Below are 19,126 nucleotides of genomic sequence, written 5' to 3'. Positions count from 1 at the left end.
CTGGAGGCTTAAGCCAGCGTGTTCCGATCGTGAGCCGGCTCCGCCGTAGGTCCACGTCATCAGCCGGGCGGATGCCGAGCGTCCGCGCCGGGTGAACAAGCTAGACTAACCGCCGCGGCTCGCCATCGTCGATTTCGGGCCATTGGCCCGGCGTCGCGGGGCGGCGCTCGAACCAAGACCTTCGTATCCGCATTAGACTCAGGGGAGCGTCACCGTGGATAAGCGCAGTCAGCCATGGGGGGGAAACGGCGCGGACTTGCCAATGGCTAGTCTGTCGGCGTCGACCGGTGTATCGCGTTCTGCCGTTGCCGCCGAACGACGCGAACGGGTGAGACTGTTGTTCGAGAATCTGCCGTTCTCGCTGACCATCAGCGGTTTGCTGGCCTGCATATTGGCGGCGGTATTGGCGACGGAAATCCGCAATGCCCGGTTGTTCGACTGGTTTGCGGTGTTGGCCGCCGTGTTGCTGGCCAGAACCTTGCTGCTGTTGGTGTGGCGGCGCCGGCCCGATGCCGGTATCGACCCGGCCGGCGTCGAAGCTTGGTTGTTCTGGTTTCGGTTCGGTACGATCGCCGCCGGTATGGTTTGGGGCGTCGGCGGTTTGCTGCTGGCGCCGGTTGGCGACATCAGCCATGAAATTTACGTGTCCTTCGCGTTGGGCGGCTTATGCGCCGGTGCCGCCGCCACGTTGGCCGTCGATAGCTTTTCGGTGGTCGGATTTTTATTGACGGTGTTGGTGCCGCAAATCGTGTTTCTGGCAATGCAGCGCGATGCCATTTCGCAGGGCATGAGTGCGATGGAAACCTTGTTCCTGATTTTCCTGTTAGCCAGTTCCCGGCAATCGAGTCGGCAGCTGGCGGAAAACTTTCGCTTGCGGATGCAGGCGACCGACAACGAGCAGCGCTTTCGGCAGATGCTGGAGAGCAGTCCGGTCGCGACTTGCATCGAGGACACCGCCAACGGTCGGGTGATGTTTGCCAATAATAGTTATGCCTTGTTGATCGATACCACCCCGGAGCGGGCTATCGGCGCGTTTACCGCCAGTTATTACGCTAGTCCAGATGCGTACGCGGCGGTGTTGGAGCGCCTGGGCAATGGCGAACAGGTCACCAATCAACTGGTGGAGTTGCATGCCCCGCGCGGCAGCGCTTGGGTTAAATGGACGCTGGCGTCGTATTTTCCGGTGGAATATCAGGGCAAGCCGGCTTTATTGATCTGGTTTTACGATATTACCGACCGCAAGGTCGCCGAGGACAGAAACCAGCATTTGGCCTACCACGATGCGCTGACCGGCTTGCCCAACCGTTCGCTATTCCGCGATCGGGTGCAGCACGCCATTGCTAGCGCCGAACGGGAGCGGAGCCGGCTGGCCTTGATGTTTGTCGATCTGGATCGCTTCAAACCGGTCAACGACACCTACGGCCACGGCGTTGGCGATCAGTTGCTGAAACTCGTCGCCGAACGGCTCTACCGGTGTTTGCGCAAGTCGGACTCGCCGGCCCGGCTCGGCGGCGACGAGTTCGTCGTGCTGCTGCCGGCGATCAAGACCGAGCGGAACGCGTTGGAGATCGCCGAAAAAATCCGCCATGAAATGAGTGTGCCGTTCGAAATCGACGGTTTGACGCTGGAAATTTCCGCCAGCATCGGCGTGGCGATCTACCCTGACCATGCCGACAACGCGCAGCGTTTGGTGGATTGCGCGGATTTGGCGATGTATTACGCCAAAGCCGAAGGCCGCAACCGGGTGCGCACCTATCAAGCGAATCTGCGCGACGTCAATGTCTGACGCGGGATCCGAGGCAGCCACGCGTGAGCAGTAAGCGTTCGCTCGCGCGGTCGGCGGTCGGCGATCGGGACTGAGCGATTCTTGCCGCGCCGGGTTGGAGGCTTCGGTGCGGCAAAACGCGCGAACGGTCGACCGGGTTTGAACTGCTTTATAATGCGGCTCTTCACGTACTGGCCATTGACGGCGCCGCCATGAAAAAAATTATCCAGAAAATTTCCGCCGCGATTGCCGAGTCGACCCTGTCGGAAAAAGCCAGGGCGCACTACGCCGACGGACGCTACAAGGAAGCCGGCGATCTGTTCAAGGAGTTGTTGAAACAGTCGGGCGATGCCGAGACCAAACGCTATTTGGCCGATTGCTATTTGCAACGGGCTTGGGGGATGGCGGCCAAGGCCATGTTCAAGGAAGCTTGCGTACTTTGGGAAAATTATGCCGCCCATGCTGACGCGCCGCCGCAAGCGCAAGACGTTTATGTGTTGTGGCTGTTGGCCGGCAAAAACCAGCGCAAGGCCTACGCCCTATTGGATGGGTTGAACGCTCGGCAGTTGGACGAAGAGTTTCCGGTGCTTTCGGCATATCTGGGGATGCTACTGGTCTCCGGGGATACGGAGTTGGTGCCGCATTTGCCCCACGATTGCGCATTGCTCAAGCATTGGCAATGGGTCAGCGAAGCGCTGGCGGCGTATCGCAACGGCGAGCGAGAGGGCTGCGAGCAGGCCTTGAAACCATTGCCGTTTCGTTCGGCGTTTCGCGATTTGCGCAGCTTGCTGAAAGCGCAACTGCTGGAGGGCGCGGATTTCGAACCAGCTTCGGCCCTGTTAGCCAAAATTCCCGACGAATCGCCTTATCAACCGCTGGTTAAGGCTTGTGTGGCGTATCGGCATTCTGGCGCGGATTTCGTCGCCAGCGTGTCGGCGCTGGAGCACAATCAACGCCGCATCGTTGCTCAGGCCAAAGGTCTTAATGCCCGCCAGAGCCAATTATTGGAAGCGCTGGTCAAACTCAACGGCCAGCCCGACGCCAAGGCGCGCTTCAATCTGGTCCTGCAATATCGCGACGTATTCGGCGACGATGCCGCGCAAGCCTATTGCCTGGGAGCGCTGGCGGAGTATCCGGGCGGCGAGAAGGACTACTTCAAACACTTTGCCGGCAAGGATTCGTTCGAGGAAAACCGTTTGCAGGCCTTGTTGCACGAACAAGCCGGAAACGACTACGACGCCGGCTTTTTCTGGGACCGCTGCATCGATATTCTAAAAAAAGACCGGCCGGCCAATGACCGCAAAATCGCGTTGATCCTCAGGCACATGGCCGACAAGGCCTATCCCGACGAAGCGGCGGCCATGTTGGCCGACAGCTTGGTATACGATCCCGACGACCGACAAAGCTACCTGAACCTTCTGACGATTTACCAGGAACACCGGCCGGACCCGGCTCAGTACGCGCACTGGCTGGAACGCGGTCTGCAACGTTTTCCCGCCGATACCGATTTACTGGTGCGGGCGGCCAAATCCGCCGCAGCCAGAAAAGCCTTCAAAAAGGCCGCAGCCTATGCCAAAGCCTTGCTGAAGATCGATCCGGTCAATACCTTGGCTAAACAGCTATTGTTTGCCAATCACTTGGCCCATGCCCGTCGTTTGATCAAAACCGAGAAGTTTCATTTGGTGGAGAAGGAAATTCAAGCGGCCGAACAATTGACCATCGATAAAAGCCTGCGCCGCCAGGCCGAGTTGTTGCGCGGTTTTTATTTGTGGGTTGCCGAAGACAAAACCCAGGGCTTGCAACGCATCGTCGATACCTTGGCAAGTCTGCATGACGATCCGATCAACATGCATTTTCAAGCGCAAATCGAAGCCGGTTTGTTGGAACTGCCGACGCAGGCGCTTAGCCGCGCGCTGCCCCCTCTAAAGGACTATCTGCTGTCCGCCCCGCAATTGCAGCGCTTGATCGCGTCGATAGGCTATTACGACGAGCAATTGGACGACAACACCTTGTTGTTCAAGGTTCTGGATAAAATCAAGGCGCCGCTGAAAAAGTCGCTGGAATGGTTGTTGGAACATGAAGCGGAATTATTGGCTTGGTGCCAGTCTTTGGAGACGATCGGCCATTACGAACTATTGAAGCACGCTGCCAAGGCGGGCCATGCCCGTTGGCCTAAGCCGGCCTGGCTATATTACCGGACGCTGGCCGAATGCCAAGGCGATGCCAGCCACTTGGATTTCATGAGCTTATACCGTTTGAAAGTCGCGTTGGAAGACGCGCGGGCGGATAACGACAACAGGACCGCCGGGTTGATCGAGCGCCTGCTCGAACGGGCCAGCGGGGGCGTCGAGCTATTGCCGTCGGCGGATAACATCGAGGATTTCGACCGGCCGCCGCTTAGCGACGATCCGATAGAAGATTTGTTCGGCCACGTTCCAGATGCCGTGTTCAAGCGTATCGAAAAGAAAATCGAGGAGCTGGTGCGCAAGCGCGGTCCTGAGCAGTTCGTCGCCCAAATCATGCGTCAATACGGTAACGGCCGCGATGAGCAAAGCCTGGCGATCTTGTTCATGAATCAAGACTTCCTATGGTGTGTGACGATATTCGCCGCCGCCGAGGAACTGAAAATCGAGATCGGCGTCGGTTTCGACGACATCGTTGCTCGCTTCATTCACGATTCTCCGCAGTATTCGCTGCCTTTCAATTGAGTACCGATGATTTCACCGTATAGCATTCTCGGCGTGCCCGAACAGGCCAGCGACGCCGACATCAAACAAGCCTATTTGCAAAGGGTCAAGGACAATCCGCCCGACCGAGATCCCGCGCGCTTTCGTGAAATTCAAGAGGCTTTCGAAGCGATTAAGGACCAAGACTGCCGCTTGCGCCACGCCTTGTTTCATGTGCCGCATGTCGATTTCGACGCGTTACTGATGCAAGCCTTCGGCCAACCGCGCATTGGCGGGACTATGGCTACGGACGATTTCGTAAAACTATTGAGCACGCTGTCCATCGAAAAATCGCTCGCTGAATTGACTAAAACGCCATCATGACGACAGAAACCCCGCAAGACGAATTGCTGGCAGCCTTGCATCAGTATCTTCAGGAAACCGACTTCGCCCACCTGACCTCGGTCGACCAACCGGATTTGACCGCGCTGTTCAGCGATTTGGCCGGCCTGAAAACCGAAGTCAAAGCCGAGTCGCGGCAATTCAAAGCCACGCTGGACAGCTTGAGCGATGCCGTCGTAACCCTGAAGGCCGACAATCGAGCCCTGGCGGACGAACTGGCGAAAGCCAACGAACGCCTAGAACAACAACGCCGTGAGGTTGAGCGAGCGATGTTGGTGGAATGGCTGGATATTTACGACCGGCTCGATGCCGGCCATCGGGCTTTGCAAAACTATCTGCCGGTCGATGGTTTGTTCCGGCATTCCAAAAAACAGGACGTAGGTTTCATCGCCAGCGTTGGCGAAGGCCAGGAAATTACGCTGAAGCGTCTGGAACAAATGCTGCAGCGCCGCCGGGTATTCGCGATCGATTGCGTCGGCCGGCCCTTCGACGCGCGGACCATGACGACGGTCGCGATCGGCGCCGATCCGGCGCTGGAAAACGCCGTCGTGCTCGAAGAGCTGCGCAAGGGATTTTTACTCGAAGATCAAGTGTTGCGATTGGCGGAAGTCAAAGTCAATAAACTTTAAGCATTCAGGGAACACATATGAACGACATCATCATCGGCATCGATCTAGGGACCACGAACTCGGAAGTGGCGATTGTCGAAAACGGCAAGGTCACCGTGATCGCCGACAACGGCAGCAAGATTTTGCCGTCTTTCGTCGGACTGGACGATAACGGCGACATTCTGGTCGGCGCCAGCGCCCGCAATCAATACCTGATTTACCCGGAGCGCACCGTTAAATCGATCAAACGCTTGATGGGCCAGGACGCGCGAGTCACGATGGCCGGTCAGGCATACACGCCGCAGGAAATCTCCGCGATCATCCTGAAGCGTTTGAAGGCGATTGCCGAAGCCTATGTCGGCCGGCCTATAGCCAAGGCGGTGATTACCGTACCGGCCTATTTTTCCGACGCCCAGCGCCAGGCCACCCGCGAAGCCGGGGAAATCGCAGGGCTGGAGGTGGTGCGGATGATCAACGAGCCGACTGCCGCCGCGCTGGTTTACGGTGCCGGCCAGCTCGACGCCAAGCGTATGCTGGTGTACGACTTGGGCGGCGGCACCTTCGACGTGTCGGTGGTCAACGTACAGAGCGGCGTGGTCGAAGTGCTGGCCAGCCATGGCGACAATCACCTGGGCGGCGACGATTTCGACCAACTGATCGTCGATCGCGTTTTGGCGCATATCCGCGAGCAGTACGGCATCGAAGTCGAGCCGCACGGCAAGGCGATGGCGCGCATCGTGCGGGCGGCGGAACAGGCGAAACTGCGCTTGTCCGACGAGCCGTTTGCGACGATAGAGGAAGAATATTTGCTGGAGCGCCAAGGCACACCGCTGCATTTGACGATGGAATTGGCGCGTGCGGACTACGAAGACCTGATCGCCGACCACATCAACGCCACGCTGGACGCCACCCACATCGCGCTGAAGGGCGCCAAATTGATCGCCTCCGACATCGACGAAATCATCCTGGTCGGCGGTTCGACGCGCACGCCGTGCATCCGAGAGCGCCTGTTCGACGAATTCGGTTTCGAGCCGCACGGCGAAGTCGATCCCGATCTGTGCGTGGCGATGGGCGCGGCAATGCAGGCGGCGATGATCAACGGCGAGGACATCGGCACTGTCTTGGTCGATGTGACGCCGTATACCTTCGGCACCTGCGCGGTTGGGTATCTGGACGGCATGCCCTATCCGTATCAGTACGTACCCATCGTGCATAAAAATAGCGTGTTGCCGGTGCGCAAGTCCGAGGCTTTCGAGACCTATCACGACAATCAGCGCGAAGTGAACGTGCGGATTTTTCAAGGCGAGGACCCGGATGCGCTGAACAACGTCGAAATCGGTGAGTTTTTGGTCGAAGGTTTGTTGGACGTGCCGGCCGGCAACGTCATCACCTTGACGCTGGACCTGGATTTGAACGGCATCTTGCATGTTTCGGCGCGGGAGAAAGCCTCCGGCAAGGAAAAGACCATCACGATCAACAACGCGATTTCCCGCTTCGATAGCGGCGAACTGGGCAGCGCCAAACAGCGTATTGACGGTTTGTTCGGCAATACGGCCGGCGGCGAGGCGGGTTCGGTATCGGAAAGTCCGGCCGTTTCCGCCGCGCGTAACGCGATCAAGAAGGCCGAAGCCTTGTTCGAAACCGTTTCCGCCGAAGACAAGGAAGACATGGTCGATCTGATCGAAACCATTTCGACTTTTCTGGAAAACGGCGACGAGGCCGGGTTGAAGCAGCCGGTCGAGCGCTTGAACGACATCCTCTATTACTTGGAATCGTGATACAGCGTTGCCCGGCGTGCAATGCCCGGCTCGGAACGGCCACGGCGTGCCCGCGTTGCGGCGTCGAATTGCGGCAAGTCCTGGGTTGCGAAAGCTTGGCCGAGCAATGGCTTAGCGTCGCGATGCAAAGTCTCGCGGCCGGCCGGCCGGCCATCGCGGTGCCGGCGCTGTTACGTTCCTTGAGTTTTAAGCAAACGCCGCCGGCCAAACTGTTGCACGGTTTTTTGATCCGGCAGTTGTATCGGGCGCTTTATGATCAATTGGGCCAGCAGCGTTGGCCGGCGGCACGCGAAACCCTGAGTCAATTGCGGACCCTGCAAGGCGGCAACGACGCACTGGACCGGTTTGCCGAAATGATCGACCAGTTGGTGGGCGCGGTGGATACGCCGCCGCCTCCGTCGTTCAAATCGGAAAACCCAAGTACCAATCGATCAGAAATAAGCTAAAGAACGCGATTTCCGGAATCCAAGTGCCGTCAATGCTTGTAAGTCTCGGTTGTGAGTCGATGGGCTTGGCTGGCTTTAGAATTTTCATGACGATCTCCTCTGCATGTTGGGTGTTGCTTGCGCGTTGGGCTAGCCTAAGGCCGGTTTCACTCCAAAACGATCGGCTTTTGGCGCTCAACAGGAATGGATGCGCCAGCAATCAGTGAATCCGCGACTCAGTCGCGCGGATATACTATAGCCCTCGGTATAGCGATACCGCAATCCGGTTTTTCTAGCGCTCGCAGGCGCCTGGCTATTGCTTTTGCAACAAATAGCCGGAATAGGCGATCAGCTCCCGGCCATCCATTTTGACGACGCGCAGGGTGTCGCCCATGCCCCGGCCCAGACCGTGGGTAATGGCCTGCTCGTCGTCGATGGGTTTGAGCGCCCAAGTCTGTTTTTCAATGTCGAAGCTGGGTAGCGCGTATTCCAACACCAGAAAACCGTTGCGTTCCCGCAAGGCGCAGCGCTCCGGAACGATCGCTTCGCCGTCGGCTAGATTGACGATGCGGTAGTCGCCCAAGCGCCGCCGCCAAGCCGCCGGGATCGCGGTCGGGACGATTTTTTCGCCGATCGGAATGGTCTGGCCTTCGGTATGAGCCAGCAATACCCGGCGCCCCGCAATCTCGGTTAGTGACAGTCCGACTTCGGCCAACTCCTCCGGTTGGATGGGAATAAAGCCCAGCAGCCAATAGCGAATACCGAATTGGCCGTCCGGGCGGACCACGATGTCCAACGAGTTGCCGTTCAAATCGGCGGAAATGCCGTCACCGGTATTCGAAGCATCGACGTAGCCCAACATCGTCGCGTAGTGGCCGCCGAATTGGTTTTGTTCGGCCGAGGTCGGTGGGCGGGTTTCGATAGCCGGTGTTTCGGTTTCACGGAAGGCTTGGCCGGTTTTGATCGCGACCGCCAGTTTCAGCGCGGCGTTGTTGATCTTTTGCAAGGCTTGGTTGGGCGAGTTGCTGAGCACGACGACGCCGATTTTGTGGTCGGTAGCCAGGCTCAACAAACTGAATTGGTACAGCGTCGCGCCGCCGTGTTCGGCAATCGGCCCGATGTTTAAGTTGTCCCGCAACATCCAGCCCAGACCGACCTTTAGGCCGGCATCGAGCGGCACATCGGCGTTTTGCGGTTTCAGCATGGCCGCGACGGTTTGCGGTTTCAATAGCTGGCGGCCGTCGGACGCGCCGCCGGCAAACACCATCGTCATGAAGCGGCTCAGGTCCAACACACTAGCATTCAAGCCGCCTGCCGGCATGTCGCGTAGCGGCGCTTCGGGTTTTTCGTCGCCGAACCGGTAGGATTTCGACGCCAGTTCGCCTTCGAGTCCCGGCGCGAATCGAGCGGTGCGCATGCCCAGCGGTTTGAGTAATTGCCGATCGGCATAGACGCTGAACGGCGTGGCGCTGACCGTTTCCAGCATCGTGCCCAGCAAGGTTACGCCGAGATTGGAATACGAAAATACCGTGTTGGCCGGGTTGCTGACGTATTCGGATTTGAGTTGCTCGACCAATTGTCCGAACGGCCGAGGGTGATGCGTCCACATGCCGTTGACGATGTCCCCCGGCAATCCGGAATGATGGCTCATGATGTTGCGCGGCGTGATCGCGGCGGTATCGGCAAACCGCGATTTGATCGAAAAGTTCGGCAAATAACGCTGTAGAGCTTGGTCGATATCCAGTTTGCCTTGCTCGGCCAATTGCATCACCAATGTATCGGTAAACAACTTGGAAATCGAGCCGACTCTATAAACGGTCTCGGCCGATGCCGGCACGTCGCGTTTCTTATCGGCGTAACCAAAGCCTTGCGACCACACCACTTGCTGGTCATCCACAATGGCGATACTCAAGCCTTCGATGGCTTGTTTGTCCATTTGGGTTTCGATCAGCCAACTCAAATAGGTCTGCAGATAGCGGTAATCGCCGGGTTGCCAAGTCTCCGGCCGGGGCGGTGGTCCGCCCGCGCAAGCGGACAGCACGATCAATAAGCCGAGAAATACGGGAATTCGGGATTTCATGGTTGAGGTTTGCTCCATTAAAGTGGTCTGAGAGACACGGGTTTGGGCAAGGATAGACTCGGCGGTTTACAGCTCGCCGCGTTCGATTTCATCCAGATAGAGAAATTCCGGGGCCTTGACGCCGGCTTGCCGGCGAATGGCCACCAGTTCCGCCGATTCGAAAAAGCGCCGGGCGCTGTCCAGCGACGACCACTCGGAAAAATGCACGACGCGGTTGGCGTCGTCGGCTTGACACAGCAATTGATAGCGACGTTCGCCGGCATGTTTACGCATATCCGCCGCTTGGTCGAAAATGGCTTTCCAGGCCGGATAGGCTTCGACTTCGTGGATGATCAAGACATAGGGCATGGAGGTTTCTCGGTAATGGTTCAAGGTCAATTTTAGTCGCGGCGGCCGAATCGCGATTCGCAAAAAGGCGGCGTGCGGTGTTCCCCGGCTACAGCCGGTTGGTCTTGGGTTAGGTAACGTTAGTCGCGATTCCGGCGGCGGCCCCCAAAACGCCCTAACACTTGCCCGACAGACCGTGGAGTTTAAGTCAAACCCGGCGGGCTCGCATGTGCCGAAAGTCATGCTTGCTTGCATGACTCCAGGCGCGCGACGTCGCGGCGAATAACTGCCGACGCTCTTTAACCTGGCGAAAAAATAGCGTTTTTTCAACCGATAAAGACGCTTCCATCACCACTAATTTCCGCTAGCGCACCCGCGCGCACTCTCCGAAATGCCCTCCGCGGGTAGGATATTTTTCCAGCAACGAGTTAGGTACTCTGTCCCAGTTGCGAAATTCCGGGTTGACCCGGCGACAAACTCGATCGAATCCAACAGGTCGCAGCGACTGAATACAAGCGCGATACCCGAGATCGTAGTCCGGCAACTTCCAAAATAACCTTAACTTCTGGAGAAACTTTATGAAAGCAAATAGCACAATGCCGCTAATCGTTGGATTGGTCATGGTTGGCTTAAGTTTTACCGCGACGCAAGCTCATGCGGCCGGCAATGCCTGCATCGCCGTCAACGGCGGATTCGGGAATGGTGGCACCACGTTCGTGGGTAAGGGATTCTCGCTACCGGGCAACGGCTCGTGCGGAACTTGGTCCGGCGTCGTCAAAACCGGTTCATCGGTGGTACTGACTTCCAGCGGTAGTGCGTGCACCTCCAGCGACGGCGTGATTTTGACCTTGACGATGCACTCGACCGATCCCGCGTATTTTGGCAACGGGGAAACGGCGGCGGTCGATCATATTCAACTGTGTCTGAAAGGCACCACAAACTGCCCCTACGGCCAGTATTCGCACGGCTATTTCAGCGGTCCGGTCGAGCGAATCAATTGTACGACCGACCTTATCACGATACCGTCCACTCACGACTGAGCAGGCACGCGTCGGCGTGACGGCGCGCAGTTTGATAGCCGAAATGAGCGATTGTCCTGGCAAGCGGACAATCGCTTGCTCGCGCGGCGAGCATTTTCAAACCCTTTCGCTTCGAAATATCCCCCGCGCGGAGGATGTTTCCCCACCGGCTCGGTCGTTATCCTAGAACCAGCCTAACGTTTCGGGGCCGCGTAATACTGAACCCGCGTGGCGGGCCGACCGGGGCATTCCTAAGGTGAACGGCACCGGAGCACGGAACACAGACGAATGATCCGGGCGGTCTTAGGCATACGGGTTGATCGTGGCACGCGCCCGAAATTAAGCGGTTGCCCACGCCTTACTCGGCATCAGTTCAATTAGAAAATAAAAGGCATAACGATGAAACAAGGTCCACAACATTGGAAACTGAACCAGCTCTGCTCCGCATTTTTAGCGGCCGGATTGGTACTGCAAATTTGCCCGGCTTGGGCGCAAACCGACACCGGGATCGGCAGCAATGGGATGTCGGGCGCGGACGGTGCCGCCGGCAATCCCGGTAGCGCCGGCGGCAACGGCAACGCCGGCGATAGCGCAACTGCGAAAGCGGGCTTTCCCGTCAATAACGATACTGCCAATAGCGCAACGGCGACCGGCGGTAGCGGCGGAAATGGCGGTAACGGCGGCGCGGGTAACCCGCCTGGCTCGAACGGTGGGAAAGGCGGTTCCGGCGGTAACGGTGGTAACGCCACTGCGCAGGCCTCCACTAGTATCTCCAGCTATGCCGAGGCCAACGTCACCGCGAACGCTACCGGCGGAAATGGCGGTAACGGCGGATTGGGTGGCTCGGCGAGCGGCGAGGGCGGAGAGGGAGCCGGTGGTAACGGCGGTAACGGTGGCACCGCAGTGATCGGCGCGGTCGCGGATAGTACCGGCGGCTTTTTAGTCCTGGATGGGACTGCGACCGGCGGTAACGGCGGCGATTCTTACGGCACAGGCATAGCCGGCAGAGGTGGGGCGGCGGTGTTTGGCGTTTCGCCCATCCTTACCCTCTACGGACACTCCCTGATTTCGGCCACGGTGACCGGCACGGCCAACGGCGGCAACGGCGGTAACGCGCGGGGTGCCGGCATTGGCGGTGACGGCGCCTCGGTCAGCTTGACCGACAAAGTTTCAGGCGATACCGCCGAGATCGTGCGATTGACTCAAACCGCCCACGGCGGTAACGCGGGAGGCAGCAACGGCGGTTCGGCTGGCGTCGCTGGTACTGCCAACAGTAGTTTAAGCAAAACCACCAGTTCCAAATCCCTGCAAATTTATAGCAACGCCCAGGGCGGTGACGGCGGCTATTTGCTCAATGCGGTTAGCAGCGAGGCCGGTGCCGGGGCGGATGCCACCACGACGGTTAATGGCATCAATACCGCTGTCGGAAACAATAGCGATACCGATGCTGGCAGTAATGCAACCGGCGGTCACGGCGGTGATTCCAACAATCAGCGCAACGGCGGCGCGGGCGGTAAGGCCCAAAATAACACGGCCGCCGCCGGCGATAGCGCACATGCCGGTGGCGAAGCGATCGGTGGTAACGGTGGCGATAGTTATGGCGGTAGCGGCGGTTCCGGCGGTTCGGCCAGTAGCGTTAGTAGTGCGGTTGGCACCACCGACGCCGACGCCAATGGTTACGCGACCGGCGGAAATGGCGGCTTGAACCTAGAGGAAAACGGTACTGGCGGTGTTGGCGGCGCCGCGAGTTCTTCAGCTAACGCCCAGGCTACCCACAATAACAGCCAGATTAGCGCGGACGCCACCGCTTACGGAGGCCATGGCGGGGCCAGCTATGCCAATGGCAACGGCGGCAACGGCGGTACGGCGACCACAGCCACCAGCGCCAAAGGCGCCGGCACTGGGGCGGTGCAAGTGGATACCCGCGCTTGGGGCGGCGACGGCGGTACCGGCCAGGGTTTGGGCAACAAAGGCGGTGCGGGCGGTACCGCTTCGGCGCAAGCCAGCGGCACATCCACCGGCAACGGCGATGTCGCGGTGACTCTCGACCAACGCGGCGGCAAGGGCGGTTGGGGCTACCTCGGCGCCGACGGTGGCGTGGGTGGCGATTCCATTGCCGATAATTTGGTCAGCGGTTCGACCAGCGGTGCATTGAACTTGACGCAATACGCCAAAGGCGGTGATGGTGGCAATGTCAGCAGCATTATTTTTGCGCTAGGTGTCGGCATCGAAAACCATCCCGCAGGCCAAGCCGGTAGTGGAGGCCAGGCAAAATCGGTGCTGAACAATGTCGATGACGGAACTGGGATGGTCACCGGAAAAAGTAGCGCCGAAGGCGGCGCGGGCGGCTTGGCCAGCGCCGCCGGCAACGGGAATGGCGGCAATGGCGGCGACGCCAATGCGGAGATCGCGCTGATTCACGGCGGCAGCGTCAATGCCAGCGCCCTGGCCGGCGGCGGCAACGGTGGCGATTCCAACACCGGTATCGCCGGCAACGGCGGCTTGGCCAACTTGGGTCTGGACTTGGCTGCCGCGTACGGAGAATCCACCGGCAACGGCAGGGTCGAGGCCACCGGCGAGGTTCACGGCGGCCACGGCGGTTCCGCCATCGCGATCGGCACTGGCGGCAACGGCGCATCGGTGACTTTGATGAATAAAGTCGACGGAAAAACCAGCGGTGACTTGATATTGAATCAAACCGCCTTTGGCGGTAATGGCGGCTCCAGTAAGGGCGGCACAGTCGGTTCGGCCGGCAGTGCCGACAGCCGGCTAAGCAAATCCGCCGCAGTCAATGCCTTATCGCTGTACAACTACGCAACCGGCGGCAACGGCGGCAATTTAAATGATGCGTCGAGCGGCGCGGCCGGTGCCGGTGCGGTGGGTAGCTCGTTGGTCAGTGCCGACAACAGCGCCGGCTCGGTTTACGCATGGGGTAGCGCAACCGGCGGCGACGGCGGCAGTGCCAACAATGGCGCGACCGGCGGCGCGGGCGGTCAGGCCAACAATACGGCCAAGGTCGCGTCCAGCGGCGATAATCACCAAGCTACTGTTTCCGGTCACGCCTTGGGCGGCCTAGGCGGCGTCAGTTACGGCGGTCGGGCCGGCGCGGGCGGTTCCGCGATCAGTAGCAGCATGGGCACCGCTTCCGGCAATAGCTCTGTCACGGTGAGCGACAAGGCGCGAGGCGGGAATGGCGGCGCCAATCTGTTCGGCGACACCAACGGCGGTAACGGCGGCGCGGCCAGCTCGTTGGCTAACGGCAATAATACCGGCACACAGTCGGTGTCCGTGACTTCGTTTGCTTATGGCGGCGATGGCGGCCAAGGGCATGGCAGTGGTAGAGCCGGTGCCGGTGGTGGCGCCAATTCGCAAGCGCGGGCGTCGAGTACGGCCGGCCATGCCAGCGCGGCGGCGAATGCCACAGGCGGCAGCGGTTACGGTTTCACTTCACCAATCGTCGCCACCGCTTGGGCGCAGGGCGGGAACGGTTCGTCCGCCAACGCGACGGCCGGCCAAACCGGCGTTCAGCTGACGGCGGCGGCCCACGCCGATAGCGTTGCGAGCGTCAGCGAAAGCCGCGCCGCCATCGGTCAAGTACCGGCACCGAAAACCGATGCAGCCGGTAAGCAAGCGGTTGCGTTCGGCACCGCACTGCCTCAAAACGCCGATGTTTCAGCACTGCTGGCCGGCAATCCGACGGTGTTGCACGCCTTCGACATTGGCGGTAGCAGTCAGGTTTGGCTGCAAGGGACTTTAGGCGTGTCGAATACCAGTTCCGACGCCGCTTATCACGATTACCATGCCAGTCTTACGCTAAATCTGGACACCTCGTCTTATGCGCCGGCCCAGCATCTGTTGCTGGGTCTACTTAGCCCCGAGTTCGGCATTGCCGCCTTGAGCGGCGGCGATACGCTGTCCTTCTCCATCGACGTGATTGGCGCCACCGCTCATTCAAGTGCCAGCTATGATTTCAGTGCAGCCGATGCGGCGGGCGCGGCGAATTTTTTCGACGATAAGACGCTGGATGTCGGCGACTGGAGCAGTTGGGTCAGTAACAGTGATAAAACACTCACGCTGACCTTTAACTTGGACCTGCACAGCCACACCTACGGCACGGGTCTGAACTTCGATCTGATTGCCGGCAATTCGACGTTGGGCTCGGGCCCGGTCGCGTCGGTGCCGTTACCGAGCGGCCTATGGCTATTTGGCTCGGCGCTGCTGGGCGCGCTCGTCCGAGGCAGGTATGCGCGAGCGGGCGGTAAATTCAGCTAGCAGACGAAACCGATAGAGCCTCGCATTGAGAAAGCCCCGCGTTCCGGGGCTTTTTTATGTGTTGAGCGTGGGTGGGCGGCTCGCTAGTCAGGCAGGATTCGGGTAGCTCGCCGCGATCGCGGCGTGTGGCAGTCGCGGCCCAAAACCCGGTGTAGGGCTGGCCTGGGCGCCTCGAGATCAGGCTGGCTTGTGGTCGGCGCTTTCAAACCGGTCGGCGTGATCTCGAGAATAGGTCATTTCCCGCAATCCGCGTGAAATGACCCAACGCGTAAGTTTATCCGGCGCGCTTAGTGACGGCTAAGTGCTTGTGTCAGTGAGAGATTACATTGTGGTCCGGTTTTTGCCGAGCTAACTCCGGCTGCGGGCGCGGTTCGAGTTTGACGCGGGCCGGCGGGTTTGCCCGGAGGCGCGGTTCTCGTGGAAGCGGTTACGCCGCGCGAATCCGCCGTGGCGGCGGTATCCATAATGTCGGCATTGATTTGCCGGCTGCAGTTAAAACGGCTTAATCGATCATTTATCAATCAATATCAAACACAAGGAATTTCACAATGAAGCATGTATTACGCACCGCTATCGCGGCCGGCTTGGCACTGACCGCGATCGGTTCGGCCCAGGCCAATACCCTCAGCGTCGACGGCACGCTGTTCTTGCAAGCCGGCGGTACCACCTTCGATACCTGGAAGGTCGCCATGACCACCGCCGGCAGTTTTAGTGTCGATGTGTTGGCTTACGAAGCATCGCAAAGCAACGTCGCGACCGCCGGTTATTTCGCGGCCGATCTGAACGGCGACGGCGAACTGACTTGGCTGGACCCGGATACCCATTGGTATTTGGACGACGGTTCCGCCGGCTTGACCGCCGCCAACCATTTGGCCCGTTGCGACGACATCGCCAACAATTGCGCGACCGTCAATACCCCCACGATCAGCTTGGTCAGCCGAACTCAAGTGCAGGGCGCGGCGGACGGTTCGATTCACTTCCGTCGCGATCCGGCCTTCGACATTACTCTGGCCGCCGGTAACTACCAATATGTCATGTCCGATTATCGCTTGACCGACGCCGAAGCGGCGGCCGGCATCAACTCCGGCGATAGCTTTTCGGCGCCAACCGGCTTCGTCAATCCGATTTTGGATCACGGCGACTACCGGATCACTTTCAGCTCGGATACCTTGCATTTCGCGGTCAGCGGCAACACCATCACCGTCTCGCAAGTGCCGCTACCCGGCGCGGTCTGGTTGTTCGGCAGCGTTTTGGCCGGTTTTGGCGTAACGGTTCGGCGCAAGGCGCGGGTGGCTTAAAATTGGCCGATGTTTGCTCCGCGACACCGGAGCGGCCGGCCAGGCCCTACCGTTTTGGTGTTTGTCGGTTATGATGCCGCCTCCCGCGTTAACCACGATTGACGATGACGATATCCGCCCCGGCCAGACCCGGTCGTAACGATCCCTGCCCGTGCGGCAGCGGTAAAAAATTCAAACATTGCTGCGCCGAGAAGGCCGAGGCCGGGAGCGGCGACTCCGACCCGAAGCAATTGTTGGAAACCGCCCGCTACCACGCCTATCAACGTCGCGACTTTCTCGCCGCCGAACAGACTTATCGGCAAGTATTGGCGATCAAGCCCAATCACGCCGAAGCTTTGGCCGGCGTCGGCCAAGGCTTGTGTTGGCGGCATCGGCTCGCCGAGGGCAAGCAATATCTGGCCAAGGCCGCCAAGGCCATGTTGCGCCAACCGGAAAAGATCGACGCTAGGGTCTTGCTGGAATTCGCCGAGCAAATGCAAATGTGGGGCGACATCGACTTAGCGTTGCAATTGGCCAGGGCCGCCGCCAAGCGCATGCCGGTCAGCGCCTCGGCGCAATATGCGATCGCCGCCTGTTTGCACCGCTTGAACCACACCGATCAAGCCATCGCCCAGATGCAAAAAGTCCTGCAATTGGCGCCGAGCGACGCCGGCTGCCAAATCCTGATGGCCTTGCTGGAAATCGACAAGAAACGGATGGACGACGCCGGCGGGCGGCTGGAGCGGGTCGTTGCCGCCGAGCAAAATGGCGGGCAGTTGGCGCGGGCTTGCTTGGAGCTGTCCAAGGTCTACGATAAACAACAGCGCTACGCCGAAGCCTTCGAGATGTTCTCGAGGGCTGGCTTGTTGGCGGCGGCTAGTCCGGAAGCCCGGAACGTGGACGCCAATTATCTGTTCGACCGGATCGCCTTGTTCAAACACGGTTACGACGATGCCTTGCTGGGACGCTGGCGCGTAACCGACTTTGCCGACAATTTGCCGGTCCCGGCATTCTTGATCGGATTCTTGCGCTCCGGTACCACGCTGACCGAGCAAGTGCTGGCCGCGCATCCCGAGGTACTGACCTCGGACGAAAACCACTTGATCGAGGAAGTGGCACAAGAGTTGGCCGCGGCGACCGGCATCGCCGGCGATACGCCGGCCGCGCTGAAGGCCCTGGATATTGCCGGCGCGCGTCGCTTGCGGGCGTTTTACTGGCAACGCGCCGCCGAGGAATTCACGTCGGCCGCGTTGAAAAAAACTTTCGTCAACAAGGTGGCGCTAAACAGTATCGAAACCGGCCTGATCGCCACTTTGTTTCCGGAAGCAAAAATTCTGTTCGCGGTGCGCGATCCGCGCGATGTGTGTTTGAGTTGCGCGATGCAATCGTTCGCGTTGGCGCCGGCCACCGTCAATCTGCTGTCCTGGCAAGGCATTGCCCGCCAGTACGCGGCGGTGATGGATTTGTGGCTGAGCCTGCGCGATCGGATCGCCCCGGTTTATCTGGAATTGCGCTACGAGGATGTGGTCGACGATTTCGAAACCAGCTTTCGGCGGGTGTTCGAGTTGTTGGGCGTCGAGTGGCGCCCGGAAGTGCAACGCTTCCACGAGCGTTCGGCCGGCCGTTACGTGGCCACGCCCAGCTTTGGGGCAGTGTCTCGGCCGATTTACCGTAGCGCCGTCGCCCGTTGGCACGGTTACCAAAGCCAATTTCAAACCATCCTGCCCATGCTGGAGCCCTATCTCAAGGCCTTCGGTTACGTCTGATCCTCGTGCCGTCGAATGATGTAGTGATTTAACATAGTTCAATAGCGGGAGGCCGCAATGCGCGAGTTCGGCCTATCGACAGCCTTTTGATTCTAAAAAAATTTTAGCTTACGGCGTTAATTTTGCTGGCCGGTTCGGTTCAGCTGCCCATTCGGACGTAATCAAAACCGGCGACCCATGTCATTTCACCCGCATCAATCGTTGCAAGAGCTGTACGTCAGTTGCCACGGCGAGCTGGAAGCCGTGCTGTTTTCGCGCGTGCGTTGCCGGGAAACCGCCGCCGACCTTTGCCAGGAAGCCTTTGTCCGTTTATGCCGCAGCGACGATCTGGGTAATGTCGGCAATCTGAAAGCCTATTTATTCCGTACCGCGCAGAATCTGCTGTTCGACCACTACCGCAGCCAGACCGTACGCAATAACGCGATCGTCGATTGGCCGGAAGATGAGCCGCCGGAAGCCGAAGATCCGCGTTGCGCCGAGACCGTCGCGCTGGCGGAGCAGGATTTGGATAGGCTGATCGAAGCCATGACCAGCCTGTCGCCTTTATGTCAGCGGATTTTTTATTTAAACCGCTTCGAGGGCATGAAGCAGCGCGAAATCGCCGAAACCCTGAATATCTCGGTTCGCACTGTCGAGGAGAACGTCAAAAAGGCGCTGCTGCATTGCGCCAAAACCCTGGATCAGTCCTAGCCGGTGATGTGGTTCCGGGCTTGGGCCTCGTCTATGATATATCTCCCCCAC

General features: G+C 59.4%; 13 protein-coding genes. 11 read left to right on the top strand and 2 right to left on the bottom strand.

Annotated features, from left to right (window positions below; genetic code table 11):
* Positions 1 to 262 precede the first annotated feature (262 nt).
* From ACQE3D_RS13355 to ACQE3D_RS13330, 6 genes are all read left to right on the top strand, one after another.
* A complete protein-coding gene (locus tag ACQE3D_RS13355; protein ID WP_313730137.1) occupies positions 263 to 1,786 on the top strand; it encodes a diguanylate cyclase domain-containing protein in 1,524 nt (507 codons plus the stop codon).
* A gap of 191 nt (positions 1,787 to 1,977) precedes the next feature.
* The gene (locus ACQE3D_RS13350; protein WP_313730138.1) at positions 1,978 to 4,473 is read left to right on the top strand and encodes a hypothetical protein; all 2,496 of its coding nucleotides are present in this window, start codon (positions 1,978 to 1,980) and stop codon (positions 4,471 to 4,473) included.
* Between the two features lie 6 nt (positions 4,474 to 4,479).
* On the top strand, positions 4,480 to 4,815 hold the full coding sequence (locus ACQE3D_RS13345; RefSeq protein WP_313730139.1) for a J domain-containing protein: 336 nt from the start codon (positions 4,480 to 4,482) through the stop codon (positions 4,813 to 4,815).
* Entirely contained in the window at positions 4,812 to 5,462 is a 651-nt protein-coding gene (locus ACQE3D_RS13340) for a nucleotide exchange factor GrpE (protein ID WP_313730140.1), read from the top strand. Before ACQE3D_RS13345 ends, ACQE3D_RS13340 begins: the two co-directional genes overlap by 4 nt.
* A 17-nt stretch (positions 5,463 to 5,479) precedes the next feature.
* Positions 5,480 to 7,219, top strand: a complete 1,740-nt coding sequence (locus ACQE3D_RS13335) for an Hsp70 family protein (protein WP_313730141.1) — start codon at positions 5,480 to 5,482, stop codon at positions 7,217 to 7,219.
* Entirely contained in the window at positions 7,216 to 7,665 is a 450-nt protein-coding gene (locus ACQE3D_RS13330; protein ID WP_313730142.1) for a hypothetical protein, read from the top strand. The genes ACQE3D_RS13335 and ACQE3D_RS13330 overlap by 4 nt, the downstream gene beginning before the upstream one ends.
* 292 nt (positions 7,666 to 7,957) lie before the next feature.
* Here ACQE3D_RS13330 and ACQE3D_RS13325 read toward each other — a convergent pair whose 3' ends face one another.
* Positions 7,958 to 9,724, bottom strand: coding sequence for a serine hydrolase domain-containing protein (locus tag ACQE3D_RS13325; RefSeq protein WP_313730143.1), 1,767 nt, complete (start codon positions 9,722 to 9,724; stop codon positions 7,958 to 7,960).
* Positions 9,725 to 9,790: 66 nt separating this feature from the next.
* Entirely contained in the window at positions 9,791 to 10,072 is a 282-nt protein-coding gene (locus ACQE3D_RS13320) for an antibiotic biosynthesis monooxygenase (protein WP_313730144.1), read from the bottom strand.
* Between the two features lie 557 nt (positions 10,073 to 10,629).
* Between ACQE3D_RS13320 and ACQE3D_RS13315 the strand changes: the two genes are divergently transcribed.
* The 5 genes from ACQE3D_RS13315 to ACQE3D_RS13295 all read left to right on the top strand — a co-directional run bounded on the left by ACQE3D_RS13315 (position 10,630) and on the right by ACQE3D_RS13295 (position 19,075).
* Positions 10,630 to 11,091, top strand: coding sequence for a hypothetical protein (locus ACQE3D_RS13315; RefSeq protein WP_157197923.1), 462 nt, complete (start codon positions 10,630 to 10,632; stop codon positions 11,089 to 11,091).
* Positions 11,092 to 11,469: 378 nt separating this feature from the next.
* A complete protein-coding gene (locus ACQE3D_RS13310; protein ID WP_313730145.1) occupies positions 11,470 to 15,342 on the top strand; it encodes a beta strand repeat-containing protein in 3,873 nt (1,290 codons plus the stop codon).
* A 548-nt stretch (positions 15,343 to 15,890) separates the two neighbouring features.
* On the top strand, positions 15,891 to 16,640 hold the full coding sequence (locus ACQE3D_RS13305; RefSeq protein WP_064030256.1) for a hypothetical protein: 750 nt from the start codon (positions 15,891 to 15,893) through the stop codon (positions 16,638 to 16,640).
* Positions 16,641 to 16,744: 104 nt separating this feature from the next.
* Positions 16,745 to 18,385 carry a sulfotransferase gene (locus tag ACQE3D_RS13300; RefSeq protein WP_313730146.1) on the top strand — a complete coding sequence of 547 codons (1,641 nt, stop codon included), beginning with the start codon at positions 16,745 to 16,747 and terminating at the stop codon, positions 18,383 to 18,385.
* 177 nt (positions 18,386 to 18,562) lie between these two features.
* Positions 18,563 to 19,075 carry an RNA polymerase sigma factor gene (locus tag ACQE3D_RS13295; RefSeq protein WP_083385966.1) on the top strand — a complete coding sequence of 171 codons (513 nt, stop codon included), beginning with the start codon at positions 18,563 to 18,565 and terminating at the stop codon, positions 19,073 to 19,075.
* The last annotated feature ends 51 nt before the right edge of the window (positions 19,076 to 19,126 follow it).

This window comes from Methylomonas sp. MS20 (assembly GCF_050275925.1).
In the GTDB taxonomy this organism is placed as follows: Bacteria; Pseudomonadota; Gammaproteobacteria; order Methylococcales; family Methylomonadaceae; genus Methylomonas; species Methylomonas koyamae_A.
This window is presented reverse-complemented; position numbering and strand designations above follow the sequence as displayed.

Bases quoted from the DNA above. Each gene is read 5' to 3' on its own strand.
- ACQE3D_RS13335 (WP_313730141.1), top strand. From the start codon at position 5,480: ATGAACGACATCATCATCGGCATCGATCTAGGGACCACGAACTCGGAA.
- ACQE3D_RS13340 (WP_313730140.1), top strand. From the start codon at position 4,812: ATGACGACAGAAACCCCGCAAGACGAATTGCTGGCAGCCTTGCATCAG.
- ACQE3D_RS13315 (WP_157197923.1), top strand. From the start codon at position 10,630: ATGAAAGCAAATAGCACAATGCCGCTAATCGTTGGATTGGTCATGGTT.
- ACQE3D_RS13320 (WP_313730144.1), bottom strand. From the start codon at position 10,072: ATGCCCTATGTCTTGATCATCCACGAAGTCGAAGCCTATCCGGCCTGG.
- ACQE3D_RS13305 (WP_064030256.1), top strand. From the start codon at position 15,891: ATGAAGCATGTATTACGCACCGCTATCGCGGCCGGCTTGGCACTGACC.
- ACQE3D_RS13310 (WP_313730145.1), top strand. From the start codon at position 11,470: ATGAAACAAGGTCCACAACATTGGAAACTGAACCAGCTCTGCTCCGCA.
- ACQE3D_RS13300 (WP_313730146.1), top strand. From the start codon at position 16,745: ATGACGATATCCGCCCCGGCCAGACCCGGTCGTAACGATCCCTGCCCG.
- ACQE3D_RS13350 (WP_313730138.1), top strand. From the start codon at position 1,978: ATGAAAAAAATTATCCAGAAAATTTCCGCCGCGATTGCCGAGTCGACC.
- ACQE3D_RS13355 (WP_313730137.1), top strand. From the start codon at position 263: ATGGCTAGTCTGTCGGCGTCGACCGGTGTATCGCGTTCTGCCGTTGCC.
- ACQE3D_RS13345 (WP_313730139.1), top strand. From the start codon at position 4,480: ATGATTTCACCGTATAGCATTCTCGGCGTGCCCGAACAGGCCAGCGAC.
- ACQE3D_RS13295 (WP_083385966.1), top strand. From the start codon at position 18,563: ATGTCATTTCACCCGCATCAATCGTTGCAAGAGCTGTACGTCAGTTGC.
- ACQE3D_RS13325 (WP_313730143.1), bottom strand. From the start codon at position 9,724: ATGAAATCCCGAATTCCCGTATTTCTCGGCTTATTGATCGTGCTGTCC.